The 24,169-nt window shown below is 71.7% G+C and carries 24 protein-coding genes, 1 tRNA gene and 1 riboswitch; of the genes, 18 read left to right on the top strand and 7 right to left on the bottom strand.

Going from position 1 to position 24,169, the window contains the following annotated elements:
- Positions 1–15: 15 nt before the first annotated feature.
- The 5 genes from BN3788_RS12930 to BN3788_RS12910 all read left to right on the top strand — a co-directional run bounded on the left by BN3788_RS12930 (position 16) and on the right by BN3788_RS12910 (position 5,132).
- Entirely contained in the window at positions 16–654 is a 639-nt protein-coding gene (locus tag BN3788_RS12930) for an FMN-binding negative transcriptional regulator (RefSeq protein WP_066586600.1), read from the top strand.
- Positions 651–2,150 carry an amidohydrolase gene (locus BN3788_RS12925; RefSeq protein WP_066586590.1) on the top strand — a complete coding sequence of 500 codons (1,500 nt, stop codon included), beginning with the start codon at positions 651–653 and terminating at the stop codon, positions 2,148–2,150. Before BN3788_RS12930 ends, BN3788_RS12925 begins: the two co-directional genes overlap by 4 nt.
- A gap of 84 nt (positions 2,151–2,234) precedes the next feature.
- A complete protein-coding gene (locus tag BN3788_RS12920) occupies positions 2,235–3,455 on the top strand; it encodes an amidohydrolase family protein (RefSeq protein WP_066586589.1) in 1,221 nt (406 codons plus the stop codon).
- A 125-nt stretch (positions 3,456–3,580) separates the two neighbouring features.
- Positions 3,581–4,657: an alcohol dehydrogenase catalytic domain-containing protein gene (locus BN3788_RS12915; RefSeq protein WP_066587244.1), complete on the top strand. Its 1,077-nt coding sequence runs from the start codon at positions 3,581–3,583 to the stop codon at positions 4,655–4,657.
- 25 nt (positions 4,658–4,682) lie between these two features.
- Positions 4,683–5,132 carry an NUDIX hydrolase gene (locus tag BN3788_RS12910; RefSeq protein WP_234346636.1) on the top strand — a complete coding sequence of 150 codons (450 nt, stop codon included), beginning with the start codon at positions 4,683–4,685 and terminating at the stop codon, positions 5,130–5,132.
- 55 nt (positions 5,133–5,187) lie between these two features.
- Here BN3788_RS12910 and BN3788_RS12905 read toward each other — a convergent pair whose 3' ends face one another.
- Positions 5,188–5,736, bottom strand: coding sequence for a DUF6993 domain-containing protein (locus BN3788_RS12905; RefSeq protein WP_147525129.1), 549 nt, complete (start codon positions 5,734–5,736; stop codon positions 5,188–5,190).
- Positions 5,737–5,922: 186 nt separating this feature from the next.
- On the opposite strand from BN3788_RS12905, the gene purS reads away from it, so the two are divergent.
- Genes purS through BN3788_RS12890 form a run of 3 tightly spaced genes read left to right on the top strand, consistent with a single transcriptional unit; the run spans position 5,923 to position 7,954 of the window.
- A complete protein-coding gene (gene purS, locus BN3788_RS12900; RefSeq protein WP_066586585.1) occupies positions 5,923–6,210 on the top strand; it encodes a phosphoribosylformylglycinamidine synthase subunit PurS in 288 nt (95 codons plus the stop codon).
- Entirely contained in the window at positions 6,210–6,905 is a 696-nt protein-coding gene (gene purQ, locus BN3788_RS12895; protein WP_066586581.1) for a phosphoribosylformylglycinamidine synthase subunit PurQ, read from the top strand. Before purS ends, purQ begins: the two co-directional genes overlap by 1 nt.
- On the top strand, positions 6,905–7,954 hold the full coding sequence (locus BN3788_RS12890) for a GNAT family N-acetyltransferase (protein WP_082812867.1): 1,050 nt from the start codon (positions 6,905–6,907) through the stop codon (positions 7,952–7,954). Before purQ ends, BN3788_RS12890 begins: the two co-directional genes overlap by 1 nt.
- Before the next feature lie 19 nt (positions 7,955–7,973).
- On the opposite strand, the gene BN3788_RS12885 is transcribed toward BN3788_RS12890, so the two are convergent.
- Together BN3788_RS12885 and BN3788_RS12880 are read right to left on the bottom strand one after the other, a co-directional pair.
- Positions 7,974–9,797, bottom strand: coding sequence for a glycoside hydrolase family 2 protein (locus BN3788_RS12885; RefSeq protein ID WP_066586576.1), 1,824 nt, complete (start codon positions 9,795–9,797; stop codon positions 7,974–7,976).
- 173 nt (positions 9,798–9,970) lie between these two features.
- Positions 9,971–10,978 carry a LacI family DNA-binding transcriptional regulator gene (locus BN3788_RS12880; RefSeq protein ID WP_066586573.1) on the bottom strand — a complete coding sequence of 336 codons (1,008 nt, stop codon included), beginning with the start codon at positions 10,976–10,978 and terminating at the stop codon, positions 9,971–9,973.
- 170 nt (positions 10,979–11,148) lie between these two features.
- Between BN3788_RS12880 and BN3788_RS12875 the strand changes: the two genes are divergently transcribed.
- The 4 genes from BN3788_RS12875 (at position 11,149) to BN3788_RS12860 (ending at position 15,581) form a co-directional block, all read left to right on the top strand.
- A complete protein-coding gene (locus BN3788_RS12875) occupies positions 11,149–12,420 on the top strand; it encodes an ABC transporter substrate-binding protein (protein WP_066586571.1) in 1,272 nt (423 codons plus the stop codon).
- A gap of 76 nt (positions 12,421–12,496) precedes the next feature.
- Positions 12,497–13,420, top strand: a complete 924-nt coding sequence (locus BN3788_RS12870) for a carbohydrate ABC transporter permease (RefSeq protein WP_066586569.1) — start codon at positions 12,497–12,499, stop codon at positions 13,418–13,420.
- A gap of 110 nt (positions 13,421–13,530) precedes the next feature.
- Complete coding sequence (locus BN3788_RS12865) at positions 13,531–14,325, top strand: carbohydrate ABC transporter permease (RefSeq protein ID WP_066587235.1); 795 nt, start codon at positions 13,531–13,533, stop codon at positions 14,323–14,325.
- Between the two features lie 8 nt (positions 14,326–14,333).
- Positions 14,334–15,581 carry a family 1 glycosylhydrolase gene (locus BN3788_RS12860; protein WP_066586565.1) on the top strand — a complete coding sequence of 416 codons (1,248 nt, stop codon included), beginning with the start codon at positions 14,334–14,336 and terminating at the stop codon, positions 15,579–15,581.
- A gap of 87 nt (positions 15,582–15,668) precedes the next feature.
- Here the strand turns inward: BN3788_RS12860 and BN3788_RS12855 are convergent, their stop codons facing one another.
- Positions 15,669–16,748 (bottom strand): LLM class flavin-dependent oxidoreductase, encoded by a 1,080-nt coding sequence (locus BN3788_RS12855; RefSeq protein WP_082812864.1) that lies wholly within the window; start codon positions 16,746–16,748, stop codon positions 15,669–15,671.
- A 118-nt stretch (positions 16,749–16,866) separates the two neighbouring features.
- Positions 16,867–16,968: riboswitch (SAM riboswitch) on the top strand.
- 306 nt (positions 16,969–17,274) lie between these two features.
- Here BN3788_RS12855 and BN3788_RS12850 point away from each other — a divergent pair.
- From BN3788_RS12850 to BN3788_RS12840, 3 genes are read left to right on the top strand one after another with little or no spacing between them, the layout of a single operon-like run.
- The gene (locus BN3788_RS12850) at positions 17,275–18,456 is read left to right on the top strand and encodes an LLM class flavin-dependent oxidoreductase (protein ID WP_066586563.1); all 1,182 of its coding nucleotides are present in this window, start codon (positions 17,275–17,277) and stop codon (positions 18,454–18,456) included.
- 32 nt (positions 18,457–18,488) lie between these two features.
- Positions 18,489–19,880 carry an NtaA/DmoA family FMN-dependent monooxygenase gene (locus tag BN3788_RS12845; protein WP_082812863.1) on the top strand — a complete coding sequence of 464 codons (1,392 nt, stop codon included), beginning with the start codon at positions 18,489–18,491 and terminating at the stop codon, positions 19,878–19,880.
- 46 nt (positions 19,881–19,926) lie between these two features.
- Positions 19,927–20,745, top strand: a complete 819-nt coding sequence (locus tag BN3788_RS12840; protein ID WP_066586561.1) for a DUF1684 domain-containing protein — start codon at positions 19,927–19,929, stop codon at positions 20,743–20,745.
- Positions 20,746–20,799: 54 nt separating this feature from the next.
- On the opposite strand, the gene BN3788_RS12835 is transcribed toward BN3788_RS12840, so the two are convergent.
- Together BN3788_RS12835 and BN3788_RS12830 are read right to left on the bottom strand one after the other, a co-directional pair.
- On the bottom strand, positions 20,800–21,255 hold the full coding sequence (locus BN3788_RS12835) for a hypothetical protein (protein WP_066586558.1): 456 nt from the start codon (positions 21,253–21,255) through the stop codon (positions 20,800–20,802).
- A complete protein-coding gene (locus BN3788_RS12830) occupies positions 21,255–21,749 on the bottom strand; it encodes a helix-turn-helix domain-containing protein (RefSeq protein ID WP_222705425.1) in 495 nt (164 codons plus the stop codon). The genes BN3788_RS12835 and BN3788_RS12830 overlap by 1 nt, the downstream gene beginning before the upstream one ends.
- A 339-nt stretch (positions 21,750–22,088) precedes the next feature.
- Between BN3788_RS12830 and BN3788_RS12825 the strand changes: the two genes are divergently transcribed.
- The 3 genes from BN3788_RS12825 to BN3788_RS12815 are packed head-to-tail and all read left to right on the top strand — an operon-like array spanning position 22,089 to position 23,972.
- Positions 22,089–22,469, top strand: a complete 381-nt coding sequence (locus BN3788_RS12825) for a hypothetical protein (RefSeq protein WP_066586554.1) — start codon at positions 22,089–22,091, stop codon at positions 22,467–22,469.
- Positions 22,466–23,548: a PEP/pyruvate-binding domain-containing protein gene (locus BN3788_RS12820; protein ID WP_108723837.1), complete on the top strand. Its 1,083-nt coding sequence runs from the start codon at positions 22,466–22,468 to the stop codon at positions 23,546–23,548. The genes BN3788_RS12825 and BN3788_RS12820 overlap by 4 nt, the downstream gene beginning before the upstream one ends.
- Entirely contained in the window at positions 23,541–23,972 is a 432-nt protein-coding gene (locus BN3788_RS12815) for a hypothetical protein (RefSeq protein WP_082812862.1), read from the top strand. The genes BN3788_RS12820 and BN3788_RS12815 overlap by 8 nt, the downstream gene beginning before the upstream one ends.
- 60 nt (positions 23,973–24,032) lie before the next feature.
- Here the strand turns inward: BN3788_RS12815 and BN3788_RS12810 are convergent.
- Positions 24,033–24,106 (bottom strand) — tRNA-Met (locus BN3788_RS12810).
- Between the last annotated feature and the right edge of the window lie 63 nt (positions 24,107–24,169).

Genomic DNA, 24,169 nt, shown 5'->3' with positions numbered 1-24,169 from the left:
TGCTTCGATGGGCCCGTGATCCACACCGCTGACTACGCCTTCGAGGACGAGGCCCGCCTGCGCGAGCTCATCCGGCAGCACGGCTGGGCGCTCCTCGTGAGCACCGCCGACGACGGGATGGTCGCCTCCCACGTCCCGGTGCTCCTCGACGAGGACGAGCCCGGCGACAGCCTGGTGATTGTCAGCCACGTCGGCCGCCCCGATGAGCTGTTGCACCAGATGGGCTCCGGCCGCGAGGTGCTGCTCGTCGTCGAAGGCCCCTATGGCTACGTGTCGCCCAGCTGGTACCAGCACGGCCCCGCAGTCCCCACCTGGGACTACATCAGCGCGCACCTCTACGGGCAGCTCGAACTGCTCGACGCCGACGAGACCTACCGAGTGCTGTCCCAGACTGTGGACCAGTACGAGAAGCCCTTGCCCGATCCCGTGCTGCTGCCCGACGTCGCCGAGTACGCCCACCGCACCGCGCGCGGCGCCGCCGGCTTCCGGATCCGCGTGACCCGCTGGCAGGGGAAGGCCAAGCTCAGCCAGGACAAGCCGCGCGCCGTCGTCGAGCGCGTCGTCGCCGCCCTCGAGGACGACCCCCACTACGCCAACCCCGTGCTCGCCGCCGCCGTGCGCGAGGAGCTGGGCCGCCGGGGTGAGGGCGCATGAGCGCCACCGCAGAGGCGGGCGCGCTGCTGCTCGCCGGGGCGCGGCTCATCGGCCGGGACGAGCCCGTGGACGTGCTGCTGCGCGACGGGCGGATCGCCGCGCTCGGCCCGGCGGGCTCGCTGCCCGGCTCCCCGGCGGAGCGCGTGGACCTCGACGGGCGCACCCTCATGCCCGGCCTGTGGGACGCGCACACCCACCTCACCCAGTGGGCGCTGGCCCGCGAGCGCCTCGACGTCTCCGCCGCCACCTCCGCCGCGCACGCCGTGCGCCTGGTCGCCGAGCGCCTTGCCGACCGTCCGCCCCGCCCCGGCGCGGCCCTGATCGGCTACGGGTTCCGCGACGGCCTGTGGCCCGACGCGCCGACGTCCGCACTGCTCGACGCGGTGGCCGGGTCGATGCCCGTCATCCTCGTCTCCGGGGACCTGCACTGCGCCTGGCTGTCCACCGCGGGCCTGGCCTACCTGGGGGTGGGCGAGCACCCGACCGGGTTGCTCCGCGAGGACGAGTGGCTGCCCGTGATGGGCGAGGTCGACCGGGTGGCGGACGACGTCGCCGACGCGCTGGTCGCCGAGGCCCTGCGTGACGCCGCCGCGCTCGGCGTGGTCGGCGTGGTCGACCTGGAGATCGCCGACAACGTGGACGCCTGGCGCCGCCGGGCCGCTGTGGCCGCCCCCGCCACCCGGGTCCGCGCCGGCGTCTGGGAGGCGTACCTCGACCACGTGCTGCGCGAGGGCCTGCGCACCGGCGACCCGCTCACCCCCGACGGGCTCGTGACGCAGGGGCCGTTCAAGGTCGTGACCGACGGCTCCCTCAACACCCGCACCGCCTACTGCCACGACCCCTACCCGGGCGCCTCGGGCGAGCACCCCCACGGCATCCTCGCGGTGCCGCCGGAGCGGCTCGTCCCGCTGCTCGAGCAGGTCGCCCGCCACGGCCTGCGCGTCGCCGTCCATGCCATCGGCGACGCCGCCAACACCCTCGCGCTGGACGCGTTCGCCGCCACCGGCGCGCGCGGCGCCATCGAGCACGCGCAACTGCTCAGCGCCGCCGACGTGCGGCGCTTCGCCGAGCTCGACATCGTGGCCAGCGTGCAGCCCGAGCACGCGATGGACGACCGGGACGTCGCCGACCGGCACTGGGCCGGCCGCACCGACCGGGCGTTCGCGTTCGGCGCCCTGCACCGGGCCGGGGTGCGACTGGCCCTCGGGTCGGACGCGCCCGTGGCGCCGCTGGACCCGTGGACCGCCATCGACGCCGCCGTGCGCCGGTCCCGCGACGAGCGCGAGCCGTGGCACCCCGAGCAGGCCATCGACCTCGACGCGGCACTCGCCTCGTCGGTGGACGAGCAGCCCCTGGGGTTGGCTGTGGGCGCCCCGGCGGACCTCGCCGTGCTGGACGAGGACCCGCATCACCGGCTCGCCCGGGCCGGAACGGTGCGCGGGCTGCCCGTCGCCGCCACCCTCGTCGCGGGGCGGTGGGCGCACCACGCGCTCTGACCCGGAGCCGTGCCAGAGTGGGCGTTGCGGCCCACGGACCGCCCCACCCCGGCACGGGGTCGTCGCTCGAGGACGAGGAGCACGATGGACGAGCTGCTGCTGACCAGGGCCCGCATCGCCGGCACGTCCCCCGACGGCGCCCGGGTGACCCGGCCGCACGGCGAGCCCCTGGACCTGCACGTGCGCGACGGCAAGGTCGCCGCGATCGGCCCCGGCCTGGACGCGACAGTGCGGCCCGAGGTCGAGCGGGTCGACCTGGAGGGCCGCGTGGTGCTGCCGGGCCTGTGGGACGCGCACGTCCACCTCGCCGAATGGGCTCTGACCCTGCGCGAGCACGCCGACCCCGCCGACGCCGCCGTCAGCCTCGGCCCGGAGGCGCTCGACGCCCTGATCGCCGAGGCGGCCCAGACAGCCGCCGCGCGCGGCGTCGTGGGCGTGGTCGATTTCGACATCGCCGACAACCTCACCGCCTGGCGCCGGCGCATCGACGCCGGCCACCGCCGCCTGCGCGTCGAGGTCGCCGTATGGCCCGGCCACCTGGACCGCGTCGTCGCCGAGGAGCTGCATAGCGGCGACGTGCTGGTCGGCACGGACGGCCTGCTCACCATGGGCTCGCTCAAGATCGTCGCCGACGGCACCCTCAAGTCCCGCACCGCCTACTGCTTCGACCCGTACCCCGGCCTCGACGGCGACAACGCCCGGGGTGTGCTGTCCGTCGCGCCGGGGGAGCTGTGGCTGCTCATGGCCCACGCGCACCGCAAAGGCCTGCGGTGCGCGATCCACGCCATCGGCGACGCGGCGACCGCGGTGGCCCTCGACGCGTTCGAGGCGAGCGGCGCCCGCGGCAGCATCGAGCACGCGCAACTCGTCGACCCGGACGACATCCGCCGCTTCGTCGACCTCGGCATCGTCGCCTCCGTGCAGCCCGAGCACGCCATGGACGACAGGGACATGGCCGACGAGGCCTGGGCTGGCCGCACCGACCGGGCCTTCGCCTTCGCGTCCCTCGCCGCCGCCGGGGTGCGCCTGGCCCTGGGCTCCGACGCGCCCATCGCGCCGCTGGACCCGTGGGCGGCGATCGCCGCCGCCGTCACGCGTGCCCGCGACGGCCGCGAGCCGTGGCATCCCGAGCAGCGCCTGGACCTGGAGACCGCCCTCGGCGCGTCGGTGCGCTCGCGGGTGGAGCCCGGCCACGTCGCCGACCTGGCTGTGCTCGACATCGACCCGTGGGTGGCCGCGGACCTGCGCGACATGACGGTGGCGGCCACCCTGCTGGGCGGGCGCTGGACCTGGCAGGCGTGGTGATCCAGGACCCGGGCGCTGTGCCTGCCGATCTGCCCGTGCCCGCCGATCTGCCCGCGCCCGCCGCCGTGCCCGCACGCGCTGGCCTGCCTGTGCCCGACGTGCCGGATGTCGCAGCGGGCGAGCCGATGCGCGCCGTGGTCGTCACCGCGCACGGGGCTCCCGCCGAGGTGCGCGACGTGCCACGCCCCGCCTGCCCGCCACACGGTGTCGTGGTGCGCGTCGCCGCCACCGGCGTGTGCCGCAGCGATTGGCACGCCTGGCAGGGCCACGACCCCGACGTCACGCTGCCGTTCATCCCCGGCCACGAGTTGGCCGGGACCGTCGTCGAGGCAGGGCCGGAGGTGGACGAGTGGACCCCCGGCGACGTGGTGACAGTGCCGTTCGTGTGCGCCTGCGGCGAGTGCGACGCCTGCCTGGCCGGCGAGCACCAGGTGTGCGAGCGGCAGACCCAACCGGGCTTCACGCAGGACGGATCCTTCGCGCAGTACGTCGCGCTGGACCACGCTGACGTCAACCTGGTGCGGCTGCCGCCCGGCCTGTCACCCGTCACGGCGGCGGCGCTCGGCTGCCGGTTCGCCACCGCCTACCGCGCGATCACCGTGCATGGGCGGGTCCGGCGCGGGCAGTGGGTGGCCGTGCACGGCTGCGGCGGCGTGGGTCTGTCCGCCGTGCTCATCGCCGTGGCGGCGGGCGCCCGGGTGGTGGCCGTGGACGTGTCGCCCGAGGCCCGCGCGGCGGCGGCCCAATTGGGCGCGGAAGTGACGATCGGGCCCGACGACGACACTGCTGAGGGCCCCGAAGGGCTGGACGCCGACGCCCGGGCCGATGCGGTCGCCAAGGCCGTGCGGACCGTCACCGGCGGCGGCGCCCACGTGTCCCTCGACGCCCTCGGCTCCGCGCAGACGGCGCGCGCCTCGGTCATGGGCCTGCGGCGGCGCGGACGGCACGTGCAGGTGGGGCTGCTGCTCGACGGCCCCACGCCGCTGCCCATGGGCCGCGTCGTCGCGTGGGAGCTCGAGCTCTACGGCAGCCACGGCATGGCCGCCCACGAGTACGCGGCGATGCTGGCCCGGGTCGTCGCCGGCGAGCTCGACCTGGACCGCCTGGTGGGCGCCGTGATCGGGCTCGACGAGGCGCCGGCCGCCCTCGCGGCGATGAGCGGCCCGCCTGCGCATGCGGGCATCACCGTCGCGGTGCCCTGAGGCAGCCGAGGTAGCGTCGTCCGACGTGACCGAGACGCGCAACCTGAACGACCCGAGCCTGCTGGACCACCCGACCCTCATCGTCGCCGCCGTCTGCTTCCAGGCCGCCGACGGCCGCACCCTCCCCGCCCGCAAGCGCGGCCCCTCGCATTTCATGCTGCCCGGCGGCAAGCTCGAGCCCGGCGAGGCGCCCGATCGGGCCGCCCGCCGCGAGATCCACGAGGAGATCGGCATCCGCCTCGAGCCTGCGGACCTCACACTGCTGGGCACGTGGCGCACCGATGCCGCCAACGAGCCCGACACCGACCTGGTCGGCACCGTCTACGTCGCCCCGCTGCGCGGCGAGCCGGCCGCCGCCGCCGAGATCGCCGAGCTCCGCTGGGTGCGGATCGTCGACGGCGCGGCTGTCGACGGCAGCCCGCTGGCGCCGCTGCTGCGCGAGCGCGTGGTCCCCGCCCTGGCCGAGCGCGACTGAGCCCCGCGCCGATTCGCCGGCGCGGGGGCCGGTTCAGAGCTGGCTCGATGTCGGCTCAGTGCCCAGGAGCCGTGACGCAGCCGCCGTCGGCGATCTGGCCGGCGGTGTCCACCTCGGCGCCGCCCTCCGTGGCCGATCCCACGAGGCAGCCGCCGGGCACGGAGATGATCACGTTGACGACGGTGAGGTCGTCGATGTTGCTCTCATGCGCGGTGATCTGCCGCTCGTCGAACCCTGCGTCCTCGAGTGAGCGGGTCACCGTGACGGTGCTGAGATCGGCGGCGGGCACATCCGCGAGCGCCTCCTGGGCGGCCTTCCGGCGTGGCTCGAGGTCGTCCTGCTCGGCGTCGGTGAGGTCCCGGCGCTGCCGGTAGGCGTCGTTCTGCCGCATCGAGAACTCGCCGTCGTAGAGGGCGCAGTCCGTCGGCATCGGCTGGTCCTCGACCACCGGGCACGCGGCGGTGAACGTGGGCGTGGGCGCCGCGGAGTCGGGTCGGGCGCTGCTCGGGGCCCACAGGCCGGCGCAGCCCGCCAGCGCGAGCGGGATGACGAGAGCGGCTGGCATGGCACGGGCGCGCGGGTCGGACCACGGCATGCGCCTCATCTCCCTGATGATGCGCGGTCGCACGGACGGGGGCACGCGCTCACGCCGGACCGAGACGCAGTCGTGACCAGACCGATGCGGCGGACCGGGCCGCTGCTGCCCGAGCCCCGGACACTGGGCCGACCTCGTGGGATGACTCGGTACCCTGGGACCGCCCCCTCCGCCGCGAAAACAGGAGCCACCACCGTGGGACGAGTCGTCGTCGATGTGATGCCGAAGCCCGAGATCCTCGACCCGCAGGGCAAGGCCGTCGCCGGCGCGCTGCCGCGCCTGGGATTCGGCCAGTTCACCTCTGTCCGCCAGGGCAAGCGGTTCGAGCTCGAGGTCGACGGGCCGGTGACCCCGGAGGTCCTGGCCGCCGCTGCGGAGGCCGCCGCCACCGTGCTGTCGAACCCGGTCATCGAGGACGTCGTGCGCGTCGCGGACAGCGAGGCCGACGCCGCCGGGACCATCGCCAGCGAGGGCCTCGCCTGATGGCGCGCATCGGGGTCGTCACGTTCCCCGGGACGCTCGACGACCGGGACGCCGCGCGTGCGGTCCGGCTCGCGGGCGCCGAGCCCGTCGCGCTGTGGCATGCCGAGCGTGACCTGCAGGGCGTCGACGCGGTGGTGCTGCCCGGCGGCTTCTCCTACGGCGACTACCTGCGTGCGGGCGCCATCAGCCGGTTCGCGCCGGTGATGGACTCGATCGTGGACGGCGCGAACCGCGGCCTGCCCGTGCTGGGCATCTGCAACGGCTTCCAGATCCTCACCGAGGCGCACCTGCTGCCCGGGTCGATGATCAAGAACGACCACCTGCACTTCATCTGCCGCGAGCAGACGCTCAGCGTGGAGAACGCCGACACGGCGTGGACGCGCGAGTACACGGCGGGGGAGCGCATCACCATCCCGCTGAAGAACCAGGACGGCCAGTACGTCGCCGACGAGTCGACGCTCGACGAGCTCGAGGGCGAGGGCCGCGTGGTGTTCCGCTACGACGGCTGGAACCCGAACGGCTCGCGTCGCGGCATCGCGGGCATCTCCAACGCGGCGGGCAACGTGGTGGGCCTCATGCCGCACCCCGAGCACGCCGTCGAGGCGGGGTTCGGCCCGGATGGCGCGAACGGCCCCCGCTCGGGCACGGACGGGCTGCGGTTCTTCACGTCGGTGCTGCACTCGCTCGTCGGCTGATGGCGACGGACGACCGCACCGACAGCCCTTCCGCCGCCACGCTGGCTGAGCCGGGCGCCGCGTCGCTCGGCCCCGCCACGGTGGAGCTCGTGTCGTGGGACCACCCGGCCGCGACCGCGCTGCGCACCGCCCAGCAGGCCGAGCTGCGCGACCGCTACGGGGACGATGACGCCGGCCACGCGATGACGGGCGACGGCATCACCGCGATGGTCCTCGTGCGCGTTGACGGCCAGCCCGTCGCGTGCGGCGCGATCCGCGACGTCTCGGTCGAGCACGGCAGGGGCGTCGGCGAGGTCAAGCGGATGTTCGTGCCGCCCGAGCACCGCGGCCGGGGCTATTCGAGTCTCGTCCTGGAGGAGCTCGAGCGGCTGGCCCGTGAGCAGGGCTGGCGCCGCCTGATCCTGGAGACCGGGGTGCTGCAGCCCGAGGCGATCGGCCTGTACCTGCGCGCCGGGTACGTGTCGATGGAGAACTTCGGCGAGTACGCCGGCGTGCTCGACTCCCGGTGCTTCATGAAGAACCTGCGCGCCCCCGCCCGGGAGAGGTCGGAGCGGCCGCCGGGCACGGTGTCCGTGGAGCGTGTCGCCTGGGATGACGCGGTGGCGCGCGACCTGCGCAAGGACATGTGGGCCGACAGCCTGCGGCGCTACCCCGAGATCTTCGACGCGATCGAGCTCGAGGGCGGGGTCGACCTCGACGACCAGCGCCAGGGCGTCGGCATCCTCGCGACGATCGTCGCGCGCCTCGAGGGCAGGCCTGTCGGATGCGCCACGCTGCGCGCCGCCCGGGAGGGCTACCCGGCAGGGTCGGGCGAGGTGAAGAAGGTGTTCGTCGACGAGTCCACGCGCGGCGCCGGGGTGGCCCGCGCGCTGCTCGCCGCGCTCGAGGACGACGCCCGACGCCACGGGCTGACGAGCCTGGTGCTGCAGACCGGCACCCGGCAGCCCGAGGCCGTCGGCTTGTACACCTCGCTCGGCTACCGGCCGATCCCGCCCTTCGGCGCCTACGGCGACGACCTCTACTCGCTGTACTTCGGCAAGGCCTGGTGATTCCAGGCCTTGCCGCGGGTCAATGCGTGCCGATGACCATGGCGCGCACCACGTCGATGGGCAGCTTCGGCCGGCGGGTGTCGTCGCAGATCCCGTTGGTCTCCTGCCGCGTGTCGGTGAGCTGGGTGTAGCAGAAGCCTTGCAGCACAGGCGAACGGTGCACTGCCTCGAGGAGCCCACCCACAGCTGCCTCGAAGCCGGGAGCGTCCTGAGCGGTGGAGTAGCCCCAAGCGTCGTCGAGCTGGGCAGTGTCGAAGGAGACGCCGCCGAACTCCGAGAGCAGGATGGGCATCTCACCGACCGCCGGCGGGTGCGGGCCCAGCCACATGCGGCGCCCAGCGGGACCGATCCCGCGCATCCACCCCTCGACGGTCTCGGGTGAGCCGTATCGGGCGGCGATCACCACAGGGTCGGCCTCGTAGTCGTGCACAGTGCACAGGTCGGAGTCGGTGTGCTCCCAGCCGTCATTGGAGATCACCGGACGGGTGGGGTCGAGCGCACGCGTGAGGCTTGTCAGCGCGCGGGAGTACTGCTGTTGCGCAGTGTCGTGGGCGACGTGCTGGATGCCCCAGGACTCGTTGAACGGGACCCAGGCGAGCACCGAAGGATGCGAGATGTCACGGCGCACGATGTCGAGCCACTCGCGCGTGAGGTGCTGCACGGCCACGTCGCTGAACTGCAGCGCGGCGGCTGTCTCGGCCCACACCGCGACGCCCAGCGTGTCGCACCAGTACAGGAAGCGGGGGTCTTCGACCTTCTGGTGCACGCGCACCGTGTTGAATCCCAGTTCCTTGATCAGCGCAACCTCGGCGCGCAACGCGTCGGGGCTCGGGGCGGCGAGGTGCGACTCGGGCCAGTAGCCCTGGGCGAGGACCGCGCGCGTGTAGAACGGGCGGTCGTTGAGCAGGAGTTGCCCGCGGTCGACCTGCACTGAGCGCATCCCGACGTAGGACAGCACCTGGTCGATCTCGTCGCCGGCCTCGTCGAGCAATGCGACGCGGGCGTCGAGCAGCACGGGGGCGTCGGGCGACCACAGCAGCGTCTCGTATGCCTGCCCGTTGCGCTGGCGTGGCAGTGACAGCGTGACCTCTGCGAGGTCGTTGTGCACGTCGACCTCCGCTGTGGCCAGGGTCTTGCCGGCGTGCTCGATCTGGACGCGGCATGTCCGCGCGGTGGTGGGACGCGCCCCGAGGCGCACTGCGACCTCGATGCGCGCGCCGGGCACGTCGCTGCGCCAGGTGAGGTGCTCGACATGATCGCGCGGGACGGTCTCGATCCACACGCTCTGCCAGATGCCCGTGGTGCGGTGATACCAGATCACGTGCGGCTCCGGCAGCCAGTCCTGCTTGCCGCGCGGCTGCTCGACGTTCTCGGGATCGTCCTCGGCGCGCACCACGATGACGTGTTCAGTCGCGTGGGGGTCGAGCGCATCGGTCACGTCCACGACGACTGGGGTCTGGCCCCCGACGTGGGTCGTCACGTGCTGGCCATCGACCCACACGTCTGCGAGGTGGTCGACGGCGCCCAGGTGCAGCACGTGGCGGTCGTCGGGCCTGCGGCGGGCCGGCAGCTCGGCGGAGGGCAGGGTGCGGCGGTACCAGGCTGTGGCCCGGGGGGTGGTGTCGCCGATCCCGGATGCGGGCGATTCGGGGGGGAACGGCACGACGATCGTGCGCGCGAAGGGGCGCGGATCCTGCTCCCAGTGCTCAACGTGGCCTCGCCGGTCGTCATCGAAGGTGAACTCCCACGGGCCGTCGAGCGAGAGCCAGGACTCGCGGTAGATCTGGGGACGGGGGTATGCACCCCGGTCGGCAGGGTGGGCGAGTGGGCTCAGGCGTGTCACCGGACAGGTCCTCCGTGTCGAGCTGCGGGTCAAGTCGGTCACGATATTGCAACGTTGCAACATTTGCTAGTCGTGCAACGTTGCAAGTCGAATGTGGAGGGGAGGGGGCGCGCCTTCCGGGCGTGCGGAAGCCGTCAGGGGCGGACATTCCCGCCCTGATCCGGGAGGAGGCGTCAAGCCCCTGTGGACTCGCGCGCGACGAGCTCGAACGGGATCTCGACCTCGATGCCGGGCGAATCGTCCCCCTGCATGCGGGCGACCATCCGTTCGACGGCACTGCGCGCGATCGCGTCCTTGTCGGGGCGGATCGTGCTCAGGCTGGGCGTGGTGAAGCGCGTCTCCTCGACGTCGTCGAAGCCGATCAGGGCGATGTCCTGGGGGACGCGCACGCCCCGTTCGGCACAGGCGCGCAGTGCGCCGACGGCGAGCATGTCGCTGAAGCAGAACACCGCGTCCGGCGTGATCGCGCCGTCGAGCAGCGCCATCATCTGCTGATAGCCGACGGTGCGGTCGTATCGCGGGGCGGTTCGCAGGAGTGCGGGGTGCGCGGGCAAGCCCGCCTCGGCGAGGGCCGTCATCATGCCCTCGGCGCGCAGGCGCGCCGACTGCCCCGACGGCGAGTCCTGCGAGCCGATCCCGGCGATCGTGCGCCGTCCGAGCGAGATCAGGTGCTGTGTGGCCGCTCGCGCGGCGGCGACGTTATCGATGTGCACGTGGTCGTGGCGGGTGCTCAGGGTGCGCTCGCCGAGCAGCACGACGGGGCGCCGCTCGGGCGACGCCTCGAGGTCGGCGAGGTTGAGGGCCAGGGGGTTGAGGATCAGGCCGTCGAACATGGCGCCTCGTGGGCCGGCCGCCAGCAGGTCGCGTTCGCGCTCCGGGTCGCCGTCCGTCTGGTCGACCACCACCGTGAAGCCCTGCTCCGTGGCGTGCGCCACGATCGCCCGGGTGAGCTCGGCGAAGTAGGGCTGGTCCAGAGCGGGGACCACCAGGCCCACAAGCCCGGTGCGGCCGGTGCGGAGCGAGCGTGCCGCTGCGTTGGGGCGGTAACCGACGGCGTCGAGCACCAGCTGGACCCGCTCTCGCGTCTCGGGGGCGACGTGGTGGAAGCCGTTGACGACGTTCGACACGGTCCGGACCGACACCCCCGACATCTGGGCGACTTGGCGCAGCGTTACCGCCATGTGTCCGCTCTCCTTCCCATCCACTGAGTGTGGCGACCTTGCATCGTTGCAAACGCTCGTGCACACTGACGGCGCGGGCGTGGGCCCGACAGTACATTCCCAACAGTCGCAAGGAGGCAACTGTGTTCTCAAGAGGTGCAAGGTGGCGCGTCGGCGCCCCCGCTGTCGCTGTGGGTGTAGTCCTGGCGCTGGGCGCGTGCGCCGGTCAGGGGACGTCGGGCTCGTCCGAGGGGGACGGGGCCACAGCCGGTGGCACCACGACGCTCACGTTCTGGCACGGCATGACGGGGCCTGACGGTCCCGCGGTGCAGCAGGTCATCGACGCGTTCAACGCGTCTCAGGACGAGATCAAGGTTGAGGCCGAGCCCATGCCGTGGGACGTGCTCTACCAGAAGGTCCTCACGTCCGTCTCTACTCCGAATGGCCCGGACATCATCGCGATGAGCTCGTCCAACGTGCCGCAGTACGCCGGCAAGGGCGCCCTCGCCACGACGGACGACTTCTACGCGAGCAGCACGTACATGGACACCTCGCCGATCGCGGACACCGCGATCGGCGCATCCGTGTTCCAGGGCGCCAACTACGGCGTCCCGTTCAACATCTCGACGATGATGCTCTATTGGAACAAGGACCTCTTCGCCGCTGCGGGCCTGGACCCGGAGGTCCCCCCCGCCACGTGGGACGAGTTCGAGGCGATGGCCGAGAAGCTCACGATCGACGAGAACGGTGACGGCAAGCCCGAGCAGTACGCGATCGCGATGGCGGACTCGGCCACCATCCCCACGTACCAGCCTCTGCTGTGGAACAACGGCGGCGGTGTCGTGAACGCCGAGGGCACGACGTCGATCGTCGATAGCCCGGAGTCCATCGAGGCGCTCGAGTACTGGGTTTCCCTCTTGCGTGACAAGAAGGTCTCGCCGATCGGGCTGGCCGGCGCCGATGCCGACAAGCTCTTCCAGACGGAGAAGGCCGCGATGGAGATCGTGGGCCCGTGGATGACGACCGGCTTCGAAGAGGCAGGCATCGACTTCGGACTCGCGCGTCCCTTCGCAGGGCCGACCGGCCAGGACACCCTGGCCGACGTCGTCTCTCTGACGCTCAACGCGAACGTGACGGACGCCGAGAAGGACGCCGCGTACACGTTCTTCGCGTACTGGAACTCGGTCGAGGGCCAGACCACGTGGGCGAACGGCAGCGGCTTCCCCGCGTTGCGCACTGACATCCCGGCAGCCGACCTGACCAACAAGTACTCGTCGATCTTCGGCTCGGCCGAGCTGCTGGACAACTCGCAGGTCTATCTCGCCGGTGTCCCCAACGCGGGGACCATCACCGACTCGATCTTCTACCCGGCTCTCCAGCGCGTGCTGAACGGCGACGGCACTGTCCCCGAAGTCTTCGGACAGGCGTCGAAGGACATCCAGGCCGCGATCGACAAGGGCTGACGTCACGCCCGGGCGGCGGCGAACTCGACTGCCGCCCGGGGCGCCCTCCCACTCTGGGCACGAACAGGAGAACCCCATGAGCTACGTCCCTGCGCCGACCCTGCGCAGGCTTGACCATCGACGATCTGTCAGTGCCAGGCGTTCGCGCACCGCCTGGTTCTTCCTGGCGCCGAGCCTGATCACCTTGGCGCTATTCATGGTGTGGCCCATGGTCCAGTCCCTGTACTTCTCGTTCACGGATTACAACCGGATCCAGGCGGCTCGCTGGGTCGGGCTCGACAACTACGCCGAACTGCTCGGCGACTCGAACGTGTGGAACGCCCTGGGCAACACGGCGCTCTACACGGCGGTGGTCACACCTGTGACTGTCGCCCTGGCGCTCGCCGCGGCGCTCTACCTCAACAACGCGATGGCGTTCCGTGGATTCACCCGCACGGCGCTCTTTCTGCCGTTCGTGGTCTCGCTCGGGATCATCGGCATCGCTTTCTCATTCTTGATGGACCCCAACATCGGGCTCGTCTCGCATTGGCTCTCCAAGATCGGCATAGTCTCCGAGCAGGGGTTCCTGAGCGACCCGAAGCTCGCAATGGGCACCGTCATGGTGGTTGGAGTCTGGAAGAACGTCGGGTTCTACATGGTCATGTACCTAGCGGGCCTCCAGTCCATTCCCGAGGAGCTTCACGAGGCGTCGCGCCTCGACGGCGCCAACACGTTCCAGCGCTTCCGCAATGTGACGTGGCCTCTGCTGTCCAACCAGACGATGCTCATCTGCATCCTGGCCGCCACTGCCTCGCTCCAGGCGTTCGACCAGATCTTCGTGATGACGCACGGCGGGCCCTACTTCAAGACCGAGACCCTGGTGATGCTCATCTATCGCTCTGGCTTTAGCGAGCTGCGCCTCGGATACGGCGCCGCAATCTCCTGGGTCCTGATGCTGCTGGTCTTCGCGCTGTCCATGATCCAGGTCGGTTACTTCCGCAAGAAGGCGGTGACGTACTGATGTCCGTCCGTACCGAGATCGTCGAGACGGGGACGACCAGGTCGCCGCAGCTCGTTCCGTCGACCCCACAGGCCCTCCGCGCGCGCCGCCTCGAGCGAGTCTGGCGTTGGTTGCTCGGCATCGGCGGGGCCTTCGTCGGCCTGCTGGTGATCTTCCCCATGGTGTGGATGCTGATCGCGGCCTTCACGCCGGAGAGCGAGATCGTGGCCTTCCCGCCGACGGTCTTCCCCAGCTCGCTCACAATCGACCACTTCGTCGACATCTGGGACGCGATCCCGTTCGCCAAGCTCTACGGCAACACGATCGTCTTCGCCGGGACCGTGACGGTCGTCTCGCTGTTGCTCGACACGATGGCCGGTTACGCCCTCGCGCGCTTCGAGTTCCGTGGCCGCAACGTCGTGTTCGTGCTGATCCTGGCGTTCCTGATGGTTCCCTTCCAGGTCACGCTGATCCCGTTGTACGACGTCCTCGGCGCCATGGGGCTGGCAAGCACTCTGCCCGGCATGATCATCCCCAGAATGACCAACGCATTCGGCATCTTCTTCATGCGCCAGTACTTCTTGTCGCTGCCCAGGGACCTCGAGGAGGCAGCCCGAATCGATGGCGCCTCGGAGATGCGGATTTTCGCCCGGATCATGGCGCCGCTGGCCAAGCCCGCGATGCTCACACTCGGACTATTCCACTTCCAGTACAACTGGAACGACTTGCTCTGGCCGCTTGTCATGTCGAGCGGGCTTGAGAGCGCCACGCTGCCCGCGGGCCTGGCCATGTTCATGGGACAGCACGTGGTCGAGTACGGCCTGCTGATGGCTGGTTCGGTGCTCGCCCTGCTGCCCGTCGTCGTCTTCTTCCTCCTGATCCAACGCAGCTTCGTCGCAGGCATCGCGACGACCGGCATGAAGTGAGGCACCACATGCAGACCACCGACGCGTCCACCACCGGGCGCTGGTTCGAAGACGGCGCCCTGCACCTGGGCGTCGGCATCGAGGACACCTTCATCCCCCAGGAGCGGGTGGGACAGCGCAAGCTGGACGAGTACGAGCTGACGCAGCACTACCACCTCTGGCGCGAGGACCTCGACCTCGCGGCCGCCTCGGGCGCCACCCTCATCCGATGGGGCATCCCCTGGTACCTCGTCGAGAAGGACGAAGGGGTCTACGACTTCGGCTGGGTCGACCAGGTCGCCGCGCGGATGCAGGAGTTGGGGCTGCGCTGCGTCGTGGACCTCATGCATTACGGCACGCCGCTGTGGCTGGAGAACGGCTTCCTCAACCCCGATTACCCCACGAAGGTCGCGGCGTACGCCCGTGCGGTCGCCGAGCGGTACCGGGGGGTCTTCACCGACTACACCCCGCTCAACGAGCCCCTCGTCAACGCGATCTGGTGCGGGCGTGACCGTCGCTGGCCCCCGTACCTCGAGGGGCACTCGGGCTTTGTGCGGGTGCTGCTGCCGCTGGCGAAGGGCATCGTGCTCGCGCACCGCGCCATCCTCGAGGTGGACCCGGACGCGACGATCGTCCACGTCGACGCGGGGTTCCTGTGGGCGGGAGAGCACTTCCCCGGGCTGTCCCACGCGGAGCTCGACGAGTGGCGCTTCCTGGCGATGGACCTGATCACGGGGCGGGTCGGCGCCGTCCATCCCCTGCGGGAGTACCTGCTGAGCAACTCCGCCACAACGGAGGACCTCGCGTGGTTCCAGAGCGACCCGGTCCTTCCGCACGTGCTCGGCGTCAACTACTACCCGGCGTTCACGACGATGCGCTTCGATCCCGCCACAGACCAGGAGATCCCGGTGGAGGCGGGGGCAGCAGGCCTCGTCGATCTCGTCGGCGCGTACGCGAAGCGCTATGGACTGCCGGTCGCTGTGACGGAGACGGCGCGGGCCACCCCGGATGACGACGAGAAGGTCCTCTGGGTTGAAGAGCTGTTCCGGGCAGTCGCCGAGCTGAGGGCTGCCGGGGTTCCGCTCGTCGCCGCGTTCTGGTTCCCGATGCTGGACCTCGTGGACTGGTCGTACCGGGATGGTGTCGGGCCCGCGGACGACTACATGATGCGGTTCGGACTCGTCGACCTCGTGCGCGGACCCGACAACGTGCTCGAGCGTCGTCCGAACCCCGCCTATGCGGTGTTCCAAGACCAGGTGCGGGCCGCCCTCGCCTAGACGTCCCACGCGTGGGGCGTCACAGCCCTGGCGGACGGCCTCCGGCGAGCAGAGCACCTGCTGCGCGCGGAGGCCGTCCTCGCCGCCTCACCCCCGAGCCTCGTCCGATCGCTCTGGCGTGGGGGCGGTGGAATCGGCGGCGAGGGCCCCGCGGACCAGCGGCGCGACGACGGTGCCGTACAACTCGATCGCGCGCATCGTGTGCTCATGCGGCAGGGCGCCCTGGGAGACCTTGAGGTCGAACCGGTCGAGCCCGAGGGTCTGCGCTGAGCGGACGATCTTCGCGGCGACGGTGGTGGGGGAGCCGGCGTAGAGGGCGCCGTCGGGGCCGGCGGCGGCCTCGAACGCCTCTCGGGTGGGCGGCGGCCAGCCGCGCTCGCGTCCGATGCGGCCCACGTAGACGCGGTAGTGCGGCCAGAGCTGCTCGAGGGCCTCGTCGTCGGTGTCGGCGATGTGCCCCGGCGAGTGCTGGCCCATCAGGCCGGGCCCGGTGCCGAGCTGCGCGAGGGCCCGGTGGTACAGCTCCACGAAGGGCCGGAACCGGACGGGCTCGCCGCCGATGATCGCCAGCATGAGCGGCAGCCCGTGGCGGGCCGCGCGGATCACGGACTCGGGGCTGCCGCCCACGCCCACCCAGGTGCGCAGCCGCCGCCCGTGCTCGATGGGCGGGTAGACGTGCTGGTCGGTGAGCGCCGAGCGGGTGTTCCCGGACCAGGTGACGGGGCCGCCGTCCAGCAGGCGCGTGAACAGGTCGAGCTTCTCCTCGAACAGCTCCTCGTACTGCGACAGGTCCAGCCCGAACAGGGGGAACGACTCCGTGAAGGAGCCTCGGCCCACCGTCACCTCGGCGCGTCCGCGGGACACCGCGTCGAGGGTGGAGAAGCGCTCGAAGACCCGCACCGGGTCGTCGGAGGACAGCACGGTGACCGCCGAGCCGAGCAGGATGCGCTCGGTGCGCCCGGCGATGGCGGCGAGCACCACCTCGGGCGCGGAGATCGCGAAGTCGTCGCGGTGGTGCTCGCCCACGCCGATGGCGTCCAGCCCGGACTGCTCCGCGAGCACGCCCTGCTCCACGACGTTGCGCAGCACCTGCGCCTGGCTGAGCAGTGTGCCGTCGGGCCCCTGCGTGACGTCCCCGAACGTGTCGATGCCGAGCTCGATGGCCATTGCCGCCTCCTGGTGGTTGTGCAGGGGGAACGGCCCGGGACCGCCGCCTGTTCCTGCGGGTGTCTCGTATCCCGGATGCGCCCTTCCCTGGAGGTATGTCCCGTCCGTACCGTGTGCGTGCCCATCCAGAGCGACTGAGAGACCTGGCTCGCCGACGTCGCAGCAACCCCCGTCCGCATCCCGCGGTAGGCGAGGGTGCTCCCGCCAGGACCGATGGAGGTCCACCGTGCGCAACCCGAGCAGCGTTCACCGCTGTCGTTGTTGTCCAGCCTGACGCCAGGCCGTCCGCCGCGCGCGGGCACATGACTCTCCGCTGACCCCGCCGTCAGCCCACCGCGCGTCACGCGCGCACCTGCGACCGGCCCGTTCCGGGGGCACGTCGCCCACAGCCCTCCGTCCGCCGTGGCCCGTTCGGACCGCGTCGACCGGCTTGGCGGGGCCCGTGTCCAGGGCGTCGCCCGATGCACGATCCCGCACCCTCCATCCGCGCCTGCTCCGTCGGCGCACCCGTCAGCAAGGGGTACCCATGTCCGAGTCACGTCCGTTCCACCTCGCCGTCGAGCTCGGCGGCGCCGGCCGCCATCCCGCCGCCTGGCGGCTGCCCGACGCCGACGCCGCGGGCCTCCTGACCGCGGCCCACTGGGCTGAGCTGGTCCGCAGGTCGGAGCGCGCCGGCGCCGCGTTCGTGGTCCTCGCGGACTCGGTGGCGCCGCCTAGCGCGGCTGCGGACACCGTGCAGGCCCGGCTGGACGCGACGGGTGTCGCGGCGCTGCTCGGCCCGCTGACCTCGCGCATCGGCATCGTGCCCGTGGTGCCGGTGACCTATGCGGAGCCGTTCCACGTGGCCAAGGCGGTGGCCACCGTCGACCTGGTGAGCCAGGGCCGCGCGGGGTGGCAGGTGGACGTCGCGGCGCCTGCGGGCACGGGCGCCGGGGACGTGCAGGCTGCGCAGTTCCACGGCCGGTCGGCTGTCGGCTCCGCGGCCCAGTGGCGCGAGGCGGCCGACGTCATCGAGGTGGTCCGCCGGTTGTGGGATTCGTGGGAGGACGACGCGATCGTGCTCGACGCGGCGACGGACAGGTACATCGACCGTGACCGCGTCCACGACGTGGCGTTCACCGGCACGACCTTCTCGGTGGCCGGCGCCTCGATCACGCCGCGCTCGCCGCAGGGGCAGCCGCTCGTCGTGGTGCGCGGTGACGTGCCCTACGCGCTGGGCGTCGCCGTGGCCGGCGCCGACGTGATCCGCATCGCGGCCCGGGACGTCAAGGAGGCCAGCGCCCTGGCCGCGAGGGTGCGCGCGGCCGTCGCGGGCTCGGGCCGGCCCGCCCGCTCGGTCAAGGTGCTGCTCGACGTCGAGACGCTGCTCGGACGTGACGAGGCCGCCGCGCGCGAGCGGCTCGCCGAGCTCGACCGCCTGGCCGGGCGGCCGTATGAGCCCAGTGGCGTGCACGTGGTCGCGGGGGCGGAGCGGGCCGCTGACGCGCTCGCGGATGTCGTGGACCTCACCGGCGTCGACGGGCTCGTGCTGCAGCCGCTCGCCCACGCGGGCGACCTCGCGGTGCTCGCGGAGGAGGTGTCGCCCCGGCTGCGCGAGCAGGGCCGGCTCGCCGACCTGCCCGCGAAGGCCGGCCCGGAGGCGCCGCGCACGTTGCGTGACGCGTTCGGCCTGGACCGGCCCCTGAGCCGCTACACCCTGGCCCGCTGAGCACCGCCCACCCTCGACCCGAAGGACTTCCGATGCCCAAGCAGATCCACCTCGCCGCGCACTTCCCCGGCGTCAACCACCACACCGTGTGGACGGACCCGTCCCACCGCCCCGAGACCCAGACCGCGTTCGCGTCCTTCGAGCACCTGGCCCGGACGGCCGAGCGCGGCAAACTCGACTTCCTGTTCCTCGCCGAGGGTCTGCGGCTGCGCGAGCAGCGCGGGCAGCTCGTGGACCACGACGTGGTGGGCCGCCCCGACACGTACACGGTGCTCGCGGCGCTGGCCGGCGTCACCACGCACCTGGGCCTCGCGGGGACCATCAACGCCACGTTCAACGAGCCGTATGAGCTGGCCCGCCAGTTCGCGACCCTCGACCACCTGTCCGCGGGCCGTGCGGCGTGGAACGTGGTGACGTCGTCGGACGCGTTCCATGGCGCGAACTTCCGACGCGGCGGCTACCTCGACCACGCCGACCGCTACGAGCGGGCGCGCGAGGTCGTCGAGGCGGCGCGCGCGCTGTGGGACGCCTGGGCGCCCGACGCGATCGCCGCCGATGCCGCCGCAGGCGTCTACGCGCGTGACCGGTCGATCGGCCTGGTCCGGACCGGCGGCCGCCTCGTGGACATCGAGGCGCGCCCCACGCTGCCGCGCAGCCCGCAGGGCCACCCGGTGATCCTCCAGGCCGGGGACTCCGACGCGGGCCGCGAGCTCGCCGCCCAGGTCGCGGACGCGGTGTTCTCCCGCCACGGCAGCCTTGAGGACGGCCAGGCGTTCTACGCCGACGTGAAGGGCCGCCTGGCGCGTTACGGCCGCAGCCCGGAGGACCTCAAGATCCTGCCCGGCGCCTCGTTCGTGCTCGGCGACACCCCCGCCGAGGCCGAGGAGCGGCTCCGGGAGATCCAGCACCAGCAGGTGCGCCCGGCGGTGGCCCGCGCGTTCGTCGAGCAGCTGTGGAACCGCGACCTGTCCGAGTACGACGTCGACGGCCCGCTGCCGGAGATTGACCCGCTCGTCGAGGCGCCGTCGATCACCCAGGGTCGGGCGTCCTTCTTCAAGGACCCCCTGGCCATCGCCGCGACGTGGCGCGCGCTCTCCGAGGAGAAGGGCCTGAGCATCCGCGAGCTGGTCATCGAGGTCGTCGGGCGGCAGTCCTTCGTCGGCACCCCGCAGCACGTCGCGGACGAGATCGACAGGTACGTGCAGTCCGACGCGTCCGACGGCTTCATCCTCGTCCCGCACCTGACGCCGCACGGCCTCGACGAGTTCGTGGACCGCGTGGTGCCGCTGCTGCAAGAGCGCGGCTCATTCCGCACCGAGTACACGGGGACCACGCTCCGCGAGCACCTGGGCCTGCCCGCCGCCGACCGCTTCGGCAGCACCCTCGACGACGTGGACGCGCCCGACGAGGCGCTGACCGCCTGACCGCTATCCCAGCCACCGCCCGAGCATCACAACAGAGAGGCCCGACATGACCACCACCGACATCTCCACCGACCTCGACCGCGCGGCCTTCGCCGCCGAGTGGGAGGCCTGGCACGCCGCCCGCGAGGAGTACTTCCGCGCCCCGCACGGCTGGGTCGCCATCACCGCCCTGCACTGGCTCACCTCCGACAGCGCCACCCTGGATGGTGTTCCCGGCCGCTGGTCCAGCGTCGACGGCACGGTCCGCATCGAGGCCGCCGCGTCGGACGGCGTCACGCTGCCCGACGGGTCGACGGTGGACGGCGCCGCCGAGCTGACCCCCGTCGAGGGCGCCCCCGGGCTCGCTGTCCGGGCCGGTGACCTGCTGCTCGAGGTCGCCCGCCGCACCGGCCACGACATCGTCCGCGTGCACGACCCGAAGGCCACGCAGCTCGCCGAGTTCGCCGGCATCCCCACGTTCGCCCCCGACCCGGCATGGGCGGTCCAGGCCCGACTCGACCGCTACGACGCGGCCCAGACCGTCACCACCGGCGCCGTGGTGGACGGCCTGGAGCACCACCACACGGCGATCGGCACTGTGACGTTCACGCTGGGCGGCGTCGACCAGTCGCTGATCGTCTTCGACGGCAACCACGGCGCTAGCGTCCTGTTCCGCGACGCGACCAGCGGCGTCACCACCTACCCGGGCGCCCGCACCCTGGCTCTCGGCCCCGTCGCCGAGGACGGCACGCTGACCCTCGACTTCAACCGGGCGGCCAACCTGCCGTGCGGGCTCACACAGTTCGCCACGTGCCCGGTGGCGCCTGCGCAGAACACCCTGACGGTGGCCGTCGAGGCGGGGGAGAAGTGGGTCGCCGGCCGTTGACGTCAGCTAGGGCTCAGCGCCCAGGAATCAGGTCGGCGGATGGTGAACAGGTCGCTAGAACAACCCCAGTTGGTTGAGCAAACCCTCTGCAGCTCTGAGGATCGCGTCAGCATTGTGGACGGCCTCACTCGCCTCATCGGTGGTGGCGTCATCACCCGGACGTTCGGGGTACTCCAACTCGTTGCGCCGTCGGCGCAGTGCCCCGAACTGACGGAAGCCCGGGCCGAACTGGGCTCTGACGGCTCGTTCGACGGCGTAGTGACCGCCTCTGGTTGTCGGGCGGAGTCCCTGGTGGGCGAGGAGTGCCGTCAGTGCCTGCCGGGATGCGTCATAGGCGAGGACGAACGCCGAGTCCGGGTCGGTTGTGATGGCTGAGCGGGCGGTCTGCAGCGTGACGCCCGCCTTCTCCATCAGCCGCTCACCATTGGCTGCGGCGCCGATGAGGCTCTGCAATTCTCCGGACGAGATGAGCGCCTCGATCTCCGACTCGCCGCGCTTCCAGCGGGCCATCAGGCGCTCGCCGGTTCAGTGTGGGCGAGTACGACGGTGAACGCCGATGCCCTGATCTGAGCGACCAGCGCGTCGGCAGGATCCAGCCACTGCTTCGCGGAGCGGACGACCGGGTTGACCTCGATGCCAAGTCGAGCGTGTGCGCTGTCGGCCGCATCGTAGAGATCTGCCCGGTCGACGTCGCCGACGACGAGCACGTCGACGTCATGCGGAGGTGGGCCTTGCTGCCCGGCGTAGCGCGCCGCCCACGACCCGAAGATCATGACCTGCTCGGCTCCAGGGATGTCGAACTCCTCCGCGATCACGGCCTTGGGGCCGAATGTGATCTCCAACAGCTGAGTCAGGGCCGGGGCGGCCGGGTGAGAAGTGTTTGCCCGGAGCAGCCGGTTGCGGCCGAGCGTGCGGCTGGTGAGGAGGCCAGCCTTGTCGAGGCGGACCACCTCGCGATGCAGGGTGGACAGCGGAACTCCGAGGCGCGTGGCGAGGTCGCTCACGCCGAACTCCTGCTCAGGGTGCAGCAAGAGCCACATCAGCAGCTCCGCTTGGTGCTGCGACCTGAACACCGGTAGCAGAGCTGGACCGTCACTACGCATAACCGAAAGATATATCCCATCTATGGGAAGTGGCAACGGTCACCCACTCGCTCAATTACTCACAGGCGAGCATGGCATAGAGGGTGTCCCCGATCTGCTGCGTCGACTCGGGAGCTGGCGTTCGTCCTGACCTTCTGCGTTCAGCGCGGCCGTGGCCGCGGCCTGCAGCTGTGGCGGGCTGATCCATTGAGAATCAACGAAATGTTGACAACAGTGTGTTGATGATCTGAGGATTGGCGCGTGCCCACCGACGATCACACCCAGGCCGCATCGGCCGAGCAGAGCCGCGCCGTCCTCCACGCGTCCGGGGCCAAGGACCTGCCGCCGCGCCCGTGGCAGCACCCGGGACAACCGCTCGCCGACCTCGAGCTCGTCAGGCACGCCGCGTGGCTGGCCCGGAGCCCGGAGGTGGAGGCCGAAGTGCTGTCGGCGGGCCTGCGCCTGCTCGAGTCAGCGCGGGCGGAACTGGATCAGATCGAGGCTGGCCTGCTGTTCGCCGCCCGAGCCCGTGGCATGACCTGGCCCGAGCTCTCCGAAGCGCTCGGCCTCCGGTCGCCGCAGGCCGCTCAGCAACGGTTCGGCCGCATCACCGACCGCGTCGTCGGTGGCCGAGCCACGTGAACGGCATCGTCTCCCTGGCGGAGGCCGACGAGCGGTGCGGCCGCAAGGCCGCCACCCTCGGGCGGCTCATGCGAGAGGGCTTCGCGGTCCCTCGGGGATTCGTGATCGCGAACCCCGGGGACTGCCGCTGGCCACGAGGTCTGGGGCAGGCGCTAGCGGGGCTGAGGCCGGGCCCGTACGCCGTCCGCTCGTCCGGTCTCGGCGAGGACGGCATCTCGGCCTCGTTCGCCGGCCAGCTCCACACGACGCTCAACGTCCCGGTGGCGGGCGTCGCCGATGCGATCCTGCGGTCTGCCGCCTCCGGGGCCAGCGCCGCGGCCAGGTCGTACGCATCGCGGCTCGGGCAGTCGGTCACCGAGATAGCGCCGGTGCTGGTCCAGCAGATGGTCCAGCCCGACGTGGCGGGTGTGCTGTTCACACGCCACCCGGTGACCGGCGCCGACCAGGTGGTGATCGAGGCGGTGGACGGCCTCGGCGATCGGCTCGTGAGCGGCGAGGTGGCGCCCGAGCGCTGGATCGTCGGGGAGCACGGCATCGTCGAGGCGCCCCGCTCAGGCGCGCTGCTCACGGAGCAACAGGTGGCAGAGCTGGTCAGGCTCGGACGACAGATTGAGGCCAGCCTCAGCGCGCCCCAAGGCATCGAGTGGGCTGTCGAGGGAGCGCGGGTCTGGGTGCTCCAGTCGCGTCCGATCACCTCCAAGCGCGGCTCCCGCGCGGATGACGATCGGCCGGCCGCTGACCCGATTCTCTTCGGGACCGCCGCCAGCCCAGGTCGGGCGACAGGCCGGGTGTCGGTCGTGCGCGGACTCGACGACTTCGCCGAGTTCCGCGAGGGCGACGTGCTGGTCTGCCGCGCGACCTCACCCGCCTGGACTCCCGTCCTGGCACGCGCCGCAGCCGTCGTCACGGAGACCGGCGGGCTGCTCTCCCACGCCGCCATCGTGGCCCGAGAGTTCGGCGTCCCGGCCGTGGTGTCGGCCGACGACGCCACCACCCTGCTGGCTGGACACGCCACGGTCCTCGTCGACGGGAACCGCGGAACCGTCGCCCCGTCCTCTGAGAGGCCGACCCGTGACTGACCGCCCGGATTCGCTCCTCCGGGTCCTCCACACCGTCCGCACCCTCGGCTACGCCGACGTGCCCCGCATCGCCGCCCGCCCTGCCGTCGAGGCCTGCTACCGCGACTTCCTGCCCCTCAACGACGTCGTCGCACGGGCCTGCTCTGACTGGCAGCTCGCGGAGCTCGGCATCGGCGGCAAGCAGACGTCACTTGAGGATACGGTCGCGGAACTGCGTCGGGCCGCCGACGCCTGGGAACCCCTCGAGCATCGCCTGGCCGGCGACGTCGAGCGGTTCGCCGGGTACTTAGGCAGATTCACCGGCGCCCTCGCGCACGCCGTGCACGATCCGCGCTGGATCACGGGGACGGACCGCGACTCCGCGCATCGCGTCTGGTTCGAACTGCACGAGGACCTCATCGCGACCCTCGGCCTGTCCCGCTGACGCACATCGTGTGGGAACGCCGAAGGCCCCAGGGATTCCCTGGGGCCTTCGACTTCTGAGTAGCGGGGGCAGGATTTGAACCTGCGACCTCTGGGTTATGAGCCCAGCGAGCTACCGAGCTGCTCCACCCCGCGTCGGTGAGATCAATCTACGTCATGTTCCGGGCGCCCCGGTCCACGGAGGCGCCTGGCGGATGG

The sequence above is a fragment of the Cellulomonas timonensis genome, assembly GCF_900046455.1.
Taxonomy (GTDB): Bacteria; Actinomycetota; Actinomycetes; order Actinomycetales; family Cellulomonadaceae; genus Cellulomonas_A; species Cellulomonas_A timonensis.
Note: the sequence above shows the minus strand (reverse complement) of the source record. Positions and strands in the feature narration are given on the sequence as shown.